At 45.1% G+C, this 16,079-nt stretch carries 14 protein-coding genes and 2 pseudogenes; 9 read left to right on the forward strand and 7 right to left on the reverse strand.

Going from position 1 to position 16,079, the window contains the following annotated elements; genetic code table 11:
- The first annotated feature begins 9 nt into the window (after positions 1-9).
- Both AB4558_RS16920 and AB4558_RS16925 read left to right on the forward strand, forming a co-directional pair.
- Entirely contained in the window at positions 10-1,107 is a 1,098-nt protein-coding gene (locus AB4558_RS16920; RefSeq protein ID WP_372073118.1) for an alkene reductase, read from the forward strand.
- Between the two features lie 110 nt (positions 1,108-1,217).
- Positions 1,218-2,084, forward strand: coding sequence for a DMT family transporter (locus tag AB4558_RS16925; protein WP_017060207.1), 867 nt, complete (start codon positions 1,218-1,220; stop codon positions 2,082-2,084).
- A 100-nt stretch (positions 2,085-2,184) separates the two neighbouring features.
- On the opposite strand, the pseudogene AB4558_RS16930 reads toward AB4558_RS16925, so the two are convergent.
- Positions 2,185-2,310 (reverse strand): annotated as a pseudogene (locus tag AB4558_RS16930) (MarR family transcriptional regulator); the annotation flags it as partial.
- Between AB4558_RS16930 and AB4558_RS16935 the strand changes: the two are divergent.
- A pseudogene (locus AB4558_RS16935) lies at positions 2,308-2,424 on the forward strand (cytochrome c); the annotation flags it as partial. The pseudogenes AB4558_RS16930 and AB4558_RS16935 overlap by 3 nt on opposite strands.
- Positions 2,425-2,554: 130 nt before the next feature.
- Here AB4558_RS16935 and AB4558_RS16940 read toward each other — a convergent pair.
- Positions 2,555-3,049 carry a peptidylprolyl isomerase gene (locus AB4558_RS16940; protein ID WP_017060208.1) on the reverse strand — a complete coding sequence of 165 codons (495 nt, stop codon included), beginning with the start codon at positions 3,047-3,049 and terminating at the stop codon, positions 2,555-2,557.
- A gap of 123 nt (positions 3,050-3,172) precedes the next feature.
- On the reverse strand, positions 3,173-3,781 hold the full coding sequence (locus AB4558_RS16945; RefSeq protein WP_017066785.1) for a TetR/AcrR family transcriptional regulator: 609 nt from the start codon (positions 3,779-3,781) through the stop codon (positions 3,173-3,175).
- A 167-nt stretch (positions 3,782-3,948) separates the two neighbouring features.
- Here AB4558_RS16945 and AB4558_RS16950 point away from each other — a divergent pair, with 167 nt between their 5' ends.
- Complete coding sequence (locus AB4558_RS16950) at positions 3,949-4,935, forward strand: glycosyl transferase family protein (RefSeq protein WP_081324522.1); 987 nt, start codon at positions 3,949-3,951, stop codon at positions 4,933-4,935.
- 97 nt (positions 4,936-5,032) lie between these two features.
- Here the strand turns inward: AB4558_RS16950 and AB4558_RS16955 are convergent, their stop codons facing one another.
- Complete coding sequence (locus tag AB4558_RS16955; RefSeq protein WP_029235295.1) at positions 5,033-5,329, reverse strand: hypothetical protein; 297 nt, start codon at positions 5,327-5,329, stop codon at positions 5,033-5,035.
- A gap of 167 nt (positions 5,330-5,496) precedes the next feature.
- Positions 5,497-5,730, reverse strand: a complete 234-nt coding sequence (locus AB4558_RS16960; protein WP_017060212.1) for a hypothetical protein — start codon at positions 5,728-5,730, stop codon at positions 5,497-5,499.
- Between the two features lie 302 nt (positions 5,731-6,032).
- Between AB4558_RS16960 and AB4558_RS16965 the strand changes: the two genes are divergently transcribed.
- The 4 genes from AB4558_RS16965 (at position 6,033) to udp (ending at position 11,639) form a co-directional block, all read left to right on the forward strand.
- Positions 6,033-6,449, forward strand: a complete 417-nt coding sequence (locus AB4558_RS16965; RefSeq protein ID WP_017060213.1) for a CBS domain-containing protein — start codon at positions 6,033-6,035, stop codon at positions 6,447-6,449.
- 171 nt (positions 6,450-6,620) lie between these two features.
- A complete protein-coding gene (locus tag AB4558_RS16970) occupies positions 6,621-8,084 on the forward strand; it encodes an MATE family efflux transporter (protein ID WP_371724662.1) in 1,464 nt (487 codons plus the stop codon).
- A 153-nt stretch (positions 8,085-8,237) separates the two neighbouring features.
- Positions 8,238-10,598: a zinc/cadmium/mercury/lead-transporting ATPase gene (locus tag AB4558_RS16975; RefSeq protein WP_136974186.1), complete on the forward strand. Its 2,361-nt coding sequence runs from the start codon at positions 8,238-8,240 to the stop codon at positions 10,596-10,598.
- 282 nt (positions 10,599-10,880) lie between these two features.
- Positions 10,881-11,639: a uridine phosphorylase gene (udp, locus tag AB4558_RS16980; RefSeq protein WP_017065292.1), complete on the forward strand. Its 759-nt coding sequence runs from the start codon at positions 10,881-10,883 to the stop codon at positions 11,637-11,639.
- 213 nt (positions 11,640-11,852) lie between these two features.
- On the opposite strand, the gene AB4558_RS16985 is transcribed toward udp, so the two are convergent.
- Positions 11,853-13,019, reverse strand: a complete 1,167-nt coding sequence (locus tag AB4558_RS16985; RefSeq protein WP_017065293.1) for a DUF1887 family protein — start codon at positions 13,017-13,019, stop codon at positions 11,853-11,855.
- A 197-nt stretch (positions 13,020-13,216) separates the two neighbouring features.
- On the reverse strand, positions 13,217-15,208 hold the full coding sequence (locus AB4558_RS16990) for a methyl-accepting chemotaxis protein (RefSeq protein ID WP_017068093.1): 1,992 nt from the start codon (positions 15,206-15,208) through the stop codon (positions 13,217-13,219).
- A 277-nt stretch (positions 15,209-15,485) separates the two neighbouring features.
- Here AB4558_RS16990 and hinT point away from each other — a divergent pair, with 277 nt between their 5' ends.
- Positions 15,486-15,836, forward strand: a complete 351-nt coding sequence (gene hinT, locus AB4558_RS16995; protein WP_017060220.1) for a purine nucleoside phosphoramidase — start codon at positions 15,486-15,488, stop codon at positions 15,834-15,836.
- The last annotated feature ends 243 nt before the right edge of the window (positions 15,837-16,079 follow it).

Genomic DNA, 16,079 nt, shown 5'->3' on the forward strand with positions numbered 1-16,079 from the left:
GATATAACAATGACAAACGCACTATTTCAACCAATTCAACTTGGTAATATCGAGCTTAAAAACCGTATTGTTATGCCACCGATGACGCGTTCTCGCGCAACGCAACCTGGTAATTCAGCAAACGATATGATGGCGGCTTACTACGCTCAGCGTGCTTCTGCAGGTTTGATTATTGCTGAAGGCACACAAATTTCACCTATGGGGCAAGGCTATGCTTGGACTCCGGGTATCTATTCTGATGAGCAGATCGCTGGTTGGAAAAAAGTGACTGATGCCGTACATGAAAAAGAGGGCGTTATCTTCGCTCAACTTTGGCATGTAGGCCGTGTAACACACCCAGACAACATTGGTGGTGAACAGCCAATCTCGTCTTCTGCACTTAAAGCACAAAACGTAAAGGTATTCATCGATAACGGTACTGATGAACCGGGCTTTGTTGATGTGGTTGAACCTCGTGAAATGACGAAACAAGACATCAAAGAGGTGGTTGAACAGTATCGCCAAGCGGCTTTGAATGCGGTTGAAGCAGGCTTTGATGGTATCGAACTTCACGCAGCGAATGGTTACTTAATCAACCAATTCATCGATTCTGAAGCAAACAACCGCACTGACGAATACGGTGGTTCAATTGAAAACCGTTTACGTTTCCTAGGCGAAGTGGTTGAAGCTATGGTTGAAGCGATTGGTGCTGACCGTGTTGGTGTACGCCTTGCTCCGTTCACATCGTTGAATGGTACGGTTGACGCTACACCAGTAGAGACTTACACAGCGGCGGCAGCACTACTTAACCTTTACAAAATTGTTTACCTGCACATTGCAGAAGTTGATTGGGACGATGCACCTGAAACGCCAAAAGCATTTAAAGCGGCAGTTCGTGAAGCTTACGATGGCGTCCTTATTTATGCGGGTAAATACGATAGCGAGCGTGGCGAAAAAGCCGTTGCTGAAGGCGTAACTGACATGGTTGGCTTTGGTCGTCCATTCGTTGCGAACCCAGATTTACCAGCTCGTATTCAAAATGGTTACCCACTTGCAGCGCACGATCCAAACACATTGTTCGGTGGTGCTGAAAAAGGTTTAACGGATTACCCAGAATACGCAGGCTAAAAACAGCTGCCTGAAGCAGAGTATTGAGATAGTATCTCGATCCTGTTGAATGTTTATAAAAAGCAACCTTGCAGAGTCGGGTTGCTTTTTTTGTTATTGGACTAAGTAAAATGATGAACGTGAAAGCGATGCGCGGAGAGCTTTACCTTCTATTTGCCACCCTGCTAGCTGGGGTGGGATGGATTGCATCTAAGCTGGTGGTATTAGAAATGCCTGGGCCAGTGTTCATTGGTGTGCGATTCCTCGTCGCGAGTCTTATTCTTCTGCCATTTTGTATTCACCATATTCGTAAGCTTTCGTTTAAGCAGATTCTGTCTCTTTGCGGCGTGGGTTTGTTGTTGTCTGCCTCATTGCAGGTATGGGTGTTTGCAGTTTCGGTGACTGAAAGCTTGTCGGAAGGGGCATTCATCATGAGCTTAGCCATGATCATTGCACCGTTTGTGTCTTGGATTTTGTTTCGAGTTAAGCCTAATCGCGCGTTTTGGATGTCTTTCCCGATCGCGATTATTGGCATGCTGTTGCTGACTTTGGGTAACGGCTGGCATGTTGAGCAGAGTCAGATTTATTTCTTACTAGCATCGATGTTGTTGTCTGTTCACTTTGTGATGAACAAGCGTGTGATTACCAATATCAAGCCTATCGCATCAATCTGTGTGCAACTGTTTGTGGTGGGTGTGAGTGGTTTAGCCTTTGCTTCTATGACAGCTCAGCCGGAGTTCGAAATCACCAAAACCTTAGTCTTCTGGTTTATTGTCTCTGCGGTGATCGCAACGTCTATTCGTTACTTGCTACAAACGGTCGGTCAGCACTCCGTGAACATGGAAGTGGCGGCATTGATCATGATTCTTGAGCCTGTGTGGACGCTGCTGTTAAGTGTGAGTGTGCTTGGCGAAAGTGTAGAGATGCAGAAGCTGCTCGGTGGGGCGGTGATCATTGCTTCACTATTTTGCTATATCAAATGGTCGAGACGAAAATAAAACACTCGGCGCAAGGCCGAGTGTGGGTTGTTTTTCAATACACGGTCAGAGTGTAATAATTTCTAAGCACTAAGCTTGCTAAGCAGTGAACGCGGTAAGATCAGATTGCCGCGACTACTTTCTGAAGTAGCTTGAGCATTTGTTGTTGCTCTTCAGTATCTAACTCGTTCATCAACTCTTTGTTTAAACGAACGGGGATAGGAACGAGTTGTTCTTCAAGTGCTTTTCTGAGCCTTATCAGGCGAGTGTTGAACAAGACTTGTCGAGTGCAGAGCAAGGGTTAAATTCTGCGAATAAGACGTGCAAAGGGTGTCACCGTACTTATCGTTCTCGCTGGTAACTATTCTAACAACGAGCTTTAAATACAGGTGGTAAAGTCGAACCCTTACCACCATAGTCCTATCGCACAGCCTTCTTTTCTTTATGCCATCAATTCGAATGCACTAGGGGCGGGAAAGGACGTGAATGAATTAGTCGCGAATAGTGACTTTTGTAATCACAATATCTTCGCAAGGCACATCTTCGTGTCCCCAGCGAATGGTTGTTGGTGCTTTCGCAATTTTGTTTACCACATCCATACCTGCTGAAACCTTACCGAATACCGCGTAACCCCAGCCAGCATTAGTTGTTGAGGTGTGATCTAGGAAATCGTTGTCATCAAGGTTGATGAAGAACTGCGCCGTTGCAGAATGTGGTGCATCAGTCCGAGCCATTGCCACAGAACCAATCACATTCTTCAAACCACGGTTTGCTTCGTTGACGATTGGGGCGCGAGTTGGTTTTTCTGTCATGTCGATAGTGTGACCACCACCTTGAATCATGAAACCTTCAATAACACGGTGAAATGTCGTGCCTTCGTAGAAACCGTCTTGGCAGTATTTAAGGAAGTTTTTCGACGTTACTGGCGCTTTTTCAAGGTTCAGTTCAATCTCGATATCGCCAAAGTTGGTGGTGAAAGTAATCATAGGGCTACCTAAAGTTGAAGTTTTACTGAGTCGTAATGACGAAAGTGGGTTGCAGTATAGGGAAAATAACAGCGGATACCAGTGATGGTTTTATTGTGGTTGAATTCTCGTCAACCACCAAAATCACGCCTGATATTGTTTAAGGAACATCTCGACACTTGAAGTAATGAGCACTTGCTTGTGTGCAGCATCCGGTGACGGCACATGACCAATGATTTGCGGCCAAAACGCAAAAGACTTAAGCAGACCAATGAACTGCGTGGAGGCGAATTGTGGGTCTAGTTCTACTAAACGACCGTCTGCCAACGCGGCTTTAATCCAGGTTGTAAGTCCACTTTCTGCTTGGGAATATTTTTCCATCGCTTGATGCGCCAGTTCTGCGTTATGGAAATACTCTGAGAACAAAACGCGTGACAGGTCGATGAAGCCTTCAGACTCAAGTAACTCAAGCTCTTGATTGGCTATCGAGGAAAGCTGTTCTTCAAGTGGCAGTTCTGCTTGATATGGGAAATGCGTTGCGGCCAGAGTTTTGCTCCAAATGCTGTCTAGAATCTCATCTAAAAGCAGTTCTTTGCTGGCAAAGTGATTGTATACGGTGCGCTTTGATACTTCTGCGCGACTCGATATTTTATCCATGCTGGTGGCCTTGTAGCCATGCTCAGTAAACTCTGCGATAGCAGCGGCAACGATCGATTCACGTTTTCTTTGGCTCAGCGTTTTTTTTACAGTCATCGGGATACTACTCAATATGTCGCGGTTAGCATTACATACGCTAATTTTACACCAGTAAGTTTACTTTTAGAACACCAATCCGCGTATTGGTAATTCGGTCGAGAGCAACTGAATCGCTTTGCAATGCACGGTGGGTATCATAGAATCGAAAGTGTATTCGAATTTTATTGATATCAACGGAAGAGAATAAACAATCAATGAGTAGTATTTTAGAGTGTATTCGTACAGTTGGACGAGGAGAAAGAGGGCGTAAGCCTTTATCGTTCGAACAAGCCTACCGCATCATGGATGAGTATTTAAGCGGAGAAGTCGGTGACGACCAAATGGCTATGCTACTGATGTTGATTCGTGTGCAGAATGAAACCAATGAAGAGATCGCTGGCTTTGTAAAAGCGTTTCAATCTCGAGTGCCAGATTTAGGCGCTGATATTGATTGGCCGTGTTATGCAGGTAAGCGTAACGATAACGCCAGTGGCAAGCCTTGGAACTTGTTGGCGGCAAAAATCTTAGCTGACAATGGCTATAAAGTGTTAATGCATGGCTATATGGATAAGCCGAGCGGTAGGACGCACGTTGAAAGCCATTTGCAAGATGTCGGTGTGCAAAGTGCTGAGAGCCCTGAACATGCTAAGTCGATTCTTGAACAAGACGGCATTGCTTATTTACCGCTAGCTAACTTTGCGCCCGAAGCACAAACCATGATTGGTTGGAAACACCGCTACGGTTTGAGAACACCAATTAACACGGTAGTTCGAGCATTGAATCCTGGTGGTGGCCGTTTAGGTCTGCGTGGCAGTTTCCATCCTGGCTTTCCACAACTTCATGCGGAAGTTGAGCATGTTATCGGAAATAAATCCCACTCGGTGATTTCATTCAAAGGGATGAACGGTGAGTCGGAATATAATCCTAAAGTTAGCCAAACGGTATGGATGAGCTCTCCTGACAAAGTCGAATCGTTCTACTGGGAAGAGATGATGAACCTAGAGCTGCCACTTCCTAGTCAATGTGTACTTGGCACATCGGCTGAAGATATGGCGCTAATGGCGAATACCGTTGTCGACAGCATGACAGCCATTCTCTTTGCAGAAACGCACGATAAAACTGAGGCATACCAGAAAGCGGTGCGCCTGTGGCATGAGTATTGTGCGCGTTAGATGGTGGTTTGTAATCAATGAGAGAAGGTCAGCGAGCGCTGGCCTTTTTATACTTGATTTCTAGCAAGGGCTTTTCGTGAACGCCCAAACAATAAAGCTACTTCACTCGCATCAAGCGATGCATTTTGTCTTCGAACTGAATCTCAATCACCTGTGAGATTTTCATCTTATCAACACGATCAAGCATTCTCGCTTGGTAATCACGTTTTTTCATCCACTCTAGCGGTTCTTTAAAGCCATCTTCATTAATCACAAACGACTGATCGGTAATAGAGTCTTCAAAGATATGAACCACCCAAATGCGTGATTGGAAATCCAATAACTCACTAAAGTAGCTTTTTAACTTAGATAAGGAATTCGTTAGATACGTTTTAGGTGGGGTTTGGGAAGACATAGTAAACCGTATTTGGACAATGAAAATCGGCAAGGGCGCCGTCTGATCATTATAGCCTTTACCCGTTAGGCTTGTCAGGTCGAATTCGGCAGCCATTCACGGCTATTGAGCTTGCTAATGCTACTATGGCTGCCAGTTAGAGATTAACCAAATCAGTGTCGGATTCACTATTTAACGAATAGGCCGAAGTCGATCTCTTGTTCTCTTTGATATTTCACCAGCTTCACTTTTAGGTCGTGTTTTGCTGCTAAATCAATGGCTAAGCATGACATGCGTTTTATCTCATCAACGCAGCTTGATATCAGCGGTTTTTCTTGATTATCGATAGTGGCGATGAGTGTGTTTTCTGTGCCGTCGTTACCTGCGTAAATATACGCGTACATGTTGTTGTCGTGTTGCATAAACTTCCTAAAACGGGATTTCTAATTATTAGTGAGGTGAAGATTACAGGGTTTATTTACGCAGGCTAGCTCGGCTAAGTAAGGTTAAGCAAGGGAAAGTAAGGCTTTGTAAGGGCTCTTTTTTTTCTTTTTTCTGGCGTTCGAAAACGTGCTCAACCCTTTGTTTGTCTCACTTTTTTGTCTTGTTAGGTTTTGCCTATCAATAAAATTGTTGAAATCCATTTAGTAAAATCAAGATTTTAGACAACAATTAACTTAACAAGATAGAAAATATATGACGCAAAGTATTTAGGGAGAACGCAATGCATTCTATTAAAGTGAAAGATTACATGACGCAGCAGGTTGTGACATTTACTCCTGATATGCCGTTAAGTCTAGCGTTAGACAAAGTGATGCGTAGCCACCATATGGGTGGGCCCGTAATCGATGATAACGAACAAGTGATTGGCTTCCTTTCAGAGCAGGATTTACTCGAGAAACTTGTGAAGGTCAGTTACTTCTGCCAAGACACACACCTTGTGGGTGACTGTATGTACCAAGAAGTGCTGTCGGTGTCACCTGACTTATCCATTATTGAATTGGCGGACATGATGCAGGTTGGAAAACCTAAAGCATACCCTGTGATCGATAATCGAAAACTGGTGGGTATTATCACCAGAACTGATGTTTTGAGAGCAATTGGCAAGAACTTGGAAGAATGCTTCAAACATCAGGTATAGTAGCGTGTTAAGAACGATTATTTTTCTCAATACTCTCAATTGAAAAAAGGCGCACTAGCGCCTTTTTTCTGTATAGCGCTTTTCTTGGTCGATCCTTTCTTTTTGGATCCCTAGCCAGTTGAACAGCTGATTAGGCTTTAGCTCTTGGGTATTCCAACTTTTGGAGGTTTCATGTCAAATCAAACGGCAAAGTTTGTTGAAGGTTCAACGATGCGCCACATATTGGTGATGTCGGGGGCTGGCTCTGTCGGTTTGATGGCGTTATTTGTGGTCGATCTGCTCGACATGCTGTTTATCAGTATGCTCGGACAGGTTGAATTGGCTGCTGCGGTAGGCTTTGCAGGTACGCTGACTTTCTTTTCTACCTCCGTTTCTATCGGTACTTCCATTGCCATGGGCGCATTAGTGTCCAAAGCCATCGGCTCTAAGAATCAAGAGCACGCTCGAAACCTAAGCACCAGTATCATGCTGACTGCGTTTGTTATCAGTTCAACCATAACTGCAATCATGTTCGCTTATATTCCAGAGCTGCTAGCCGCGATAGGCGCCAAAGGCATTGCAGCCGAACGCGCTCAAGCTTACCTACAGATTTTGCTACCTAGTGGTCCATTTTTGGCGTTAGCGATGGCAGCGGGTGCGGGCTTAAGAGCGGCAGGTGATGCTAAGCGTTCGATGTGGGCAACTTTGTCTGGCGGCATTGTTAACGCGATTCTCGATCCTCTGTTTATTTTTGGTTTTGGTTGGAACATCGAAGGGGCGGCTATCGCTTCGGTTGTCGCTCGTTTCTCGGTGCTATTCTTTTCGCTTTATCCTCTTATTCGCAGCCATCAGCTGGTAGCTCCGCCTTCTTTTGTGCAATGGCGCATTAATATTCGACCAATATTGGCGATTGCGCTGCCTGCGATTATCACCAATACCGCAACGCCTATCGGTAATGCGATTGTAACAACGGGTATCGCACAATATGGTGAGGATTTTGTCGCGGGCTTTGCCGTGATAGGTCGTCTGACGCCAGTTTGTTTTGCGGTTATCTTTGCCTTGTCTGGTGCTGTGGGGCCAATCATTGGTCAGAACTTTGGTGCTGAACGCATGGACCGAGTAAAAGAAACACTCAATAACTCATTGCTGGTTACTACGGCATACACCATCGCTGTTTGTATTCTGTTGTACTTCGTTCAAGGTTATGTCATTCAAGGTTTTAGTCTACAAGGTGATGCAGCAATCATTGTGGCGGCTTTCTGTACCTATGTGGCGTTAACCTTCACCTTTAACGGTGCGCTATTTGTTGCCAACACCTCTTTTAATAACTTAGGCAAACCGCTTTATTCGACAGCATTGAATTTGGGTAAAGCGACGTTAGGTACTCTGCCGTTCGTCTATCTAGGTTCGGAGTGGTATGGCGCTTTGGGTGTTCTTTATGGTCAAGCTTTGGGTAATGTTCTGTTCGGAATTTTAGGTATCTTGGTGCTTCGACATCATATCGCTGAACTGATGCAAGGATCTCAAGTTGATCCAGTGGAAGACGATGTGTCGATTGTCAGCTTGAACACTCAGCCATTCTGTTCACACGATGCGGTTCTTATTGATGATGTATCGGCGAACCGTGAAGAGTGTGCGGAGCTTAAATCTCAGTAAGCCATCGGCGCTGGCATAATATTTTTGTTTTCTTGAAAACTTCTTCTTGACCTTGGAGTAGCCTCCAAGGTTTATACTTTTGATGAACTTAAGGTTCTGTTGCTCGTGAGTTAGCAACAACCTCAAGGCTTTTGAGTATTAAGGAGATACATTATGTGCGCAAAACATGCAGCGTGCCGCTCAGCAAAAGTGGACGTTCAACCTCAAGCGGCAGGAGCAAGTTGCTCTAGCCCTAAAATTTCAAGCATCACAGCAGCAGGTACTTCATCTGGTTGTTGTAGCTCTTCTGCTACTTCGTCATCGTCTGGAGATGATTGTTGTAGTTCGTCGGACAGTGGAGAAGAAGACAGTCAGTCCTCAACTTTATCTCTCGACGCCAAATTTTCGAAAAGTTGGCTGGTTGCCGGAATGGACTGCCCAGCTTGTGCAAGAAAAATAGAAAACGCGATCAGCAATATTGACGGTGTTATTCAAGCTAAGGTTCTCTTTGCTACCGAAAAGCTGGTTGTGAAATTCGATAATCAAAGCCTTGCTGACACCATTGAACAGGTCTCTATCAAAACGGGTTTCCCTCTTACGGAAGTCGGTTCAAAGAAAGAAAAACAACAACCTGAGACTTTTTGGCAAGCTTATATCCAACCTAATTTACAGATTATCGCGATTGCAGCGGCAATGCTGTTTGCGGCGCTTCTGAAAAGTACCTCTCCTCAATTAAGCGAAGGCTTGTTTACGGTAACTTGTCTGCTTGGTTTATATCCGGTGGCGAAGAAAGCGGTTCAGCTGGCGCGTTCAGGTACACCGTTTGCTATTGAAACCTTAATGAGTGTTGCCGCGCTGGGTGCTTTGTACCTTGGCGAAACTGCGGAAGCAGCGATGGTTCTATTGTTGTTCTTGATTGGTGAGCGCTTAGAAGCGTTTGCTTCATCAAGAGCAAGAAGTGGCGTTCAAGCGCTAATGGCATTGGTACCAGAAAACGCGACTAAGATCATCAACGGCGAGCGTGTAGAAGTAGCAGTCAGTGAACTGGTTCCAGGTGATGTGATTGAAGTGGCCGCGGGCTCTCGTTTACCTGCTGACGGCCAATTGATTACAGACGCGGCAAGCTTTGATGAAAGTGCGTTAACCGGTGAATCTGTTCCTGTTGAACACATCGAAGGCAATAGCATCATGGCTGGCGCTGTGGTGGTCGATAAAGTGGTTCGTATCACCATCACTTCAAAACAGGGTGAGAACGCGATCGATCGCATTCTTCATCTGATTGAAGAAGCAGAGTCTCGTAAAGCACCACTAGAGCGATTCCTCGATAAGTTCAGCCGTTGGTACACACCGTTAATGATGGTAGTGGCTCTGTTGGTCATCATCACGCCACCATTGTTGTTTGCGCAGCCATGGGAAACATGGGTTTACCGTGGCCTAGCGCTATTGTTGATTGCTTGTCCGTGTGCCTTGGTTATCTCGACTCCTGCAGCGATTACCTCTGGCTTAGCAGCAGCAGCGAAACGTGGCGCGCTCATTAAAGGCGGCGCAGCGCTAGAGCAGCTTGGTAAAATCCAAACCATCGCCTTCGATAAGACAGGCACACTGACCGAAGGTAAGCCTCAGGTTACGGATATTCAACCTCTATCGGGGTGGCAACAAGACGCGATGCTGCGTGTGGTTGGGGCGATTGAAGTTGGCTCTACTCACCCGTTGGCGCAGTCACTTGTCGCTAAAGTAAAAGACCTGAATATTGAGATTCCTGAATCACACAACAAGAAAGCGTTGATTGGTAGTGGTGTTGAAGGGGATGTTGATGGTGTTAAGTATCAGGTTCTGTCACCGTCTAAAGTCACGTTCGAACTTGGTGCCGATGTGGTTTCTCAGGTAGAAGCATTAGAAGGTGAGGGCAAGACGGTTGTGGTTGCTCTTGAGGTTAATAAAGATCAAGAAGAATCAACAGAGCAAGCTACGACGGTGATTGGTCTGATTGCTTGGCAAGATACGTTACGCAGTGACGCTAAGCTTGCGATTGAACGACTTAATGAATTAGGTATTCAATCTATCATGTTGACCGGCGATAATCCGCGCAGTGCAGCAGCGATCAGTAGCAAGATTGGTATGCAGTACAAGGCAAGCCTATTGCCAAGCGACAAGGTATCTTACGTTGAGGAGTTATCTCAACAGTCGCATGTGGCGATGGTCGGTGATGGCATTAATGATGCACCAGCAATGAAAACGGCGAATGTCGGCATCGCAATGGGTGGTGGTACGGATGTCGCTTTGGAAACGGCGGATTCAGCACTGACTCATAACCGTTTAACTGAGCTGCCAGCGATGATTGAACTGTCGCAAGCGACCATGAACAACATCCGTCAAAACGTAGCCCTTGCGCTTGGTTTGAAGGTCGTATTCTTGGTGACAAGCTTGTTAGGTATTACCGGTTTGTGGGTGGCAGTTTTAGCGGATAGTGGTGCAACTGCATTGGTGACATTGAACGCATTGCGTCTGCTTCGATTTAAATCTAAAGCGGACTAAATCGAGCTCACCGACATAGAGCATTCTTAATATAAAAGCGCCTTTAGCGGTAATACGTTAAAGGCGCTTTTTGTCTCATTAGTATGCAACATAGGCGTGCGGATTGCTTATTTTTGTGATGCCAATCGGTTTTTTGTGAAACTTGAATTATTGTTGCGATCATTCATGTGACATGTGTCACTTCATTTTGTAATGAGCTTGGTTAGAGTGTGTTCGTACCCCACGAATTTACTATGAGCTTAAATAAGGGTAAAAAGCCCAATAAGCCAAAAGGAGCGAACTATGTCTCAAGCTGTTTTCCACTTAGGTGTTACTGAAGCAGATCTTAACGGTGCTACTCTTGCGATCATCCCTGGTGATCCTGCTCGTGTGCAAAAAATTGCAGAAGAGATGGAGAACCCAGTATTCCTTGCTAGTCACCGTGAATACACGCTTTACCGCGCAGAGCTAGACGGCAAACCAGTTGTTGTATGTTCAACAGGTATTGGTGGTCCATCGACTTCTATCGCAGTTGAAGAGCTTGCTCAACTTGGTGTTCGCACTTTCCTACGTGTTGGTACGACTGGTGCTATCCAACCTCACGTAAACGTGGGTGACATGATTGTTTCTACAGGTTCTGTTCGTCTAGACGGCGCTAGCCTACACTTTGCTCCTATGGAGTTCCCAGCAGTGGCTGACTTTGAAGTTGCAACAGCAATGAAAGCGGCAGTTGATGAATCAGGTGCAACAGTTCACATGGGCGTAACGGCATCAAGCGATACGTTCTACCCAGGTCAAGAGCGTTACGACACGTTCTCTGGTCGCGTTGTTAAGCGCTTCCAAGGCTCTATGCAAGAATGGCAAGACATGGGCGTTCTAAACTTCGAGATGGAATCTGCAACACTGCTAACTATGTGTGCAAGTTCTGGTCTGAAAGCAGGTTGTGTTGCTGGTGTAATCATCAACCGTACTCAAAAAGAGACGCCTGATCACGACACTCTAAAAGTAACAGAAGCACGTTCAATCAAAGTGGTTGTAGAAGCCGCTCGTAAAATGCTTTAAGTCTTAAAGTGCTCTGAGTTTTAGAGAGCATTAAGTCTTCAAGTGACATTAAATTTTGAAAATGGCCGCATCGTATGATGCGGCCATTTTTTTGTGCCGTCTGAAAGTAATCAATAGAGAAAACAGACAACAAAAAAGGCGAGTGACTTAATCGTCATTCGCCTTTTTAACAATCTGCTTAAGAGCATTGAGCTCTCATGAGCTTATTGGTTTTTAGTACTCTAGATCTTCACTGCCACCCGCAGCTGTAAACCATGCCGTTAGGTGTGTTTTAAGATCTTTCAATTCGTCAGGGCCAATCAATGCAAGGCCAAGATCTTCAGCTCGTGTGATGTCGTTATGGCGAAGAGGGCGGAAGCTCACTAACATTGCACGTGCTTGTAGGCCACCTAGCAGGTCTCTAAGCGATTCCAGTTTGTACAAGGTGTCATCACCATCATCACGCATGCCTTTGGTCTTACATTCGATGATGTGCAGCTTATTGTTCACCACAGAGGCAACATCAAGCTCGTTACGAACCTCACGTTCACCCAGTTGACGGTATACCTGAACATTCAAAGAACGGTCTTGAATGGTCGGCATGTCATCTTGGATCTGCTTAACTGTGCTGTGAACCAATGTTTCAAGCCATTCACCGTTTGAGAAGCGGCGCGCGTCTTCGTTGGCAAAGGTCAAAATACCGTTGTCGTAAGTCGCAATTTTAGCTTCAACCAAATCGCTCAGCAGCATGTTGAGCTCGCGATAGCCTTGTTGCTTCTCAGATAGGCCTACATCAAGTTTTTGTTCTTTACGGCAGGTCGTTGCTAGGTAGTTCAATGTCGCAAGGCCAGGGCCTAGTTCGAGTGCGTTACTTGCCCAACGTTCACCCAGTTCATAAAGTTTCTGATCCAGTTGCGGAGACAGCTGAACATCGCTGAATTCACCGCGAGCACCGAACACAGTTAGGTAGTCGTCGATAGTGATGCGGTCTTGAACTTGTGCGTCTTCTTTACCATTAGGGTACAACCAGCAAAGCTTGTCGCTATTTGGTTCAACCACGAAGATTGGCCAGTGGTAAGTACGGAATACTTCGTACACAGAAAGTAGGCGGTGACGGAGGCCACAACTTGCGTTGAGCTTCACTTCTTGACCGCGTGCTTTGAGGTCTTCGGCAAGGGTTTGGATAGATTCTTTAATGACAGATGTATTTACGATGGTCGGAATTTCGAAAAACTCACTCGTAATGTCGCGCTTGTGCAAAACGCTGTCTAAACGTTTGTACATACTGACTTGATTTTTGTCACCGATAAACACGATGTGAGTGCTGACCGTTCGGTTATCAAGTAATGGGGTGAGCAAGCGAATGGGGTCTTGATCGATAATGCCAACATGAACAGCCATATAAATTCCTTAATAGCGGCTCGCTCATAAAGGTGAAAGAAAAAACGGGAAGCAGCAAGCCTTAATAATCATATAATGACAAAGCTCATAAAAAACAAGGGCAACCCTTGATAAAAGTTGCCCTAGCTCAATTAGTCACCACTATTGGGTAAGAAGTCTCAACAATCTCACTAAATATCTATCGATTCTTCATTTATCTATAGTTTGAATTGATGTACTAAATCACCTTGCTGATTCGCCAAAATTGTTAGGTTTTGGCTTGCCTCCGCAATTGAAGACATCGCTTGGTAACTCTTATCTGCGATGTGGTTGATGTCTTCGATGTTGCGTGCAATATCACCAGACGTTTCACTCTGCTCAGCGGCCGCTTGAGAGATGTGTGTACTCATGTGGCTGATCTCTAGAATCAAGGCTTGGATCTCTTCCATCGCACTATTTGCACTTGAAGCTTGTTGAACCGACATGTCCATATCGCTCATACAGCTTTCAATTACGTTACTTGCAGTTTTCGAGCTTGATTGCAGATTGCTGATCATAGTCTCGATTTCAGAGGTTGATTGAGTGGTCTTCTGTGCTAGCACTCGTACTTCATCAGCAACGACTGCAAAACCACGACCTTGTTCACCTGCACGCGCTGCTTCGATGGCCGCATTAAGTGCAAGTAGGTTGGTCTGTTCAGCAATGCCACGAATAACGTCAAGGATTGAACCAATCTGGCTACTCATCTGTTGTAGCTCGCCTACAGCGCCCACTGATTCAGTAAGGCGAACTTCAAGCTGATTAATGGTGCTGATGTTGGTGTTCATGATCTGACGACCAGACTCAGAAGCCGATTCTACTTGTTGAACCATGGTGAGTGAGCTTTGCGCGCTGTTCGCCACTTCTTGTACAGAATGAGACATCTCTGTCATTGCGGTCGCAACAGTCGCGGTTTGCTCACGTTGGCTGTTCAATTGAGCCTGCGTTTCAGATGACGTCTTCTGGTTGACGCTTGCAGTCTTAGTTAAGTCATCTGAAGCATCATTCAACTTCACAAGGATATTGTGCAGGTTGTCAGCCAAGGTGTTGATGTGACGGCTCACGCGGCTGAATTCGTTGTCGTAGCGAATATCGATACGCTGAGTCATATCACCTTCAGTTAGACCTTCTAATGTACCGAGGATGCGAGTTAATGGCTCTCGTACGCTGTGTGCAATGTGGTAACCAATCGCAGCAGCGAACACAGTCACAACAATGCCAATGGCAATCGCGTTGAATAGGCCTTTGTCGTAGATGCTGCTTGCGTCAGCGAGTGATGAGTTAAGTTGCTCTTCAGCGGTCACGTTGAATGAGTCCAAAACAGCCATCGCTTGGTCAACTTCTAGAGCTAGGTTAGCGATGTTCACGTACAACGCTTGTTTGGCTTGTAGGTAGTTGTTGTGTTTGTCTAGTACGCCACCTTTCTGACCAACGTCTTTGGTGAACTTCTGAACCGACTCATCGAAGACATTTTTAAGTGCTGGTAGTTGTGTTGATAGACCTCGATAAGCGTAGTTAAGATGAGTAACGGCCTTTTTGTTTTGGTTAAGGGCTTTTTGAACGAAGGCAACATCAGAGCTAGCAAGTGCATCAGAGGTAATAACTTCTGCGTCTTGCAGTTTGATGAAGTAGCTCTTTGCCATCACTTTTACAGAGATGCTTTTTTGGTCGGCAACGTACTCTTTCATACCAACGGTTAATTCTGAATGTAAGCGTTGGAAGTCACGAGACGCTTTTTGTACTTGTTCTTGTGCTTCGAACATCGCGACGTAGTTGTTCATCGCTTCGTCAGCTTCGGCGAAGTAGCGTTCTTCCATTGCTCTTAATTGCGCGATACGTTCAACAAGTGAAGCATTGTTTTGGCTTGCCGCTTCTAAACTACCGAGAACTTCTGAAAACGAGTTTTGTGATGCAGCAAATTCTGTACGCATTGCAGACATGCGTTCAGCGTTTTGTGTGGTTAAGAAATCTTTGAATGACTTATCAGCAGAAAGCAATTGAACACTCGTTTGATTTGAAAGCGCGACAAGTGGTAATGAGGTTTCTGAGACACTCTCAAAATTGCTGTGTATCTGATTCATGCTGTTCATCATGATGGTTATCGTGACTGCGAACATGATGATGATCAGTGCGAAACCAGCGTACATACGCTTGATCACAGATCCCTTCATGGCTTTCTCCCTAAATAAAAATGCAGACCTAATGTCAGGTCAAAGTAAAACTAACAAAATTATCAGCATTCTATTGAGCTCGGCTTACGCATTTTATGACGCACACGTCAAAAATAGCGCTCAGTTATAACCAACATGCCATTCTTGAGAGCTAAGGCTCGTTTTCTTTGATTTGAACGGTGTTTTTTATTATGCTTTAAAGCAGATTTATTGTGGTTTGATGCGGCATAGCGCATACTCAAAGCATTAAAAAATAAATGTTTTATCGGAGAGAAACATGGCTGAAGAAACCATTTTTACTAAGATCATCAACAAAGAAATCCCAGCAGATCTACTATACCAAGACGATTTAGTAACCGCATTTCGCGATATTAACCCTCGCGCGCCAAGCCATATCCTAATCATCCCAAACAAGCTGATTCCGACAACTAACGATGTTGAAGTCCAAGATGAAGCGATGATGGGGCGCATGTTTACTGTTGCTCGCAAGTTAGCAAAAGAAGAGGGCATTGCAGAAGATGGCTATCGTCTTATCGTGAACTGTAACTCTCACGGTGGCCAAGAGGTTTATCATATTCACATGCACTTGGTTGGCGGCCGTCCACTTGGCCCCCTATTAATGAGCTAATAAAAAGTTAATGAGCTAATGAAAAGCTAACGAGTTAATGAAAGCTAATGAGCTAGTTTAAACGCGCTCATTAGTGGGTTAACACAAGTAGTTAGTTGGAAAATTTGTAGTTTGTATGCCAACTTTAAGTTCTATCTGTTGTCTGAACATCGGCATCGCCTAGGCAGAGGCTAAATCAGTAGGGTTTCAACTGGCTTGAGATCCTTTTTACAACGCGTTTCGTTTTGATAATGAGACCATTAA

Origin of the sequence: Vibrio sp. 10N.222.51.C5 (genome assembly GCF_041474575.1) — a bacterium.
In the GTDB taxonomy this organism is placed as follows: Bacteria; Pseudomonadota; Gammaproteobacteria; order Enterobacterales; family Vibrionaceae; genus Vibrio; species Vibrio crassostreae_C.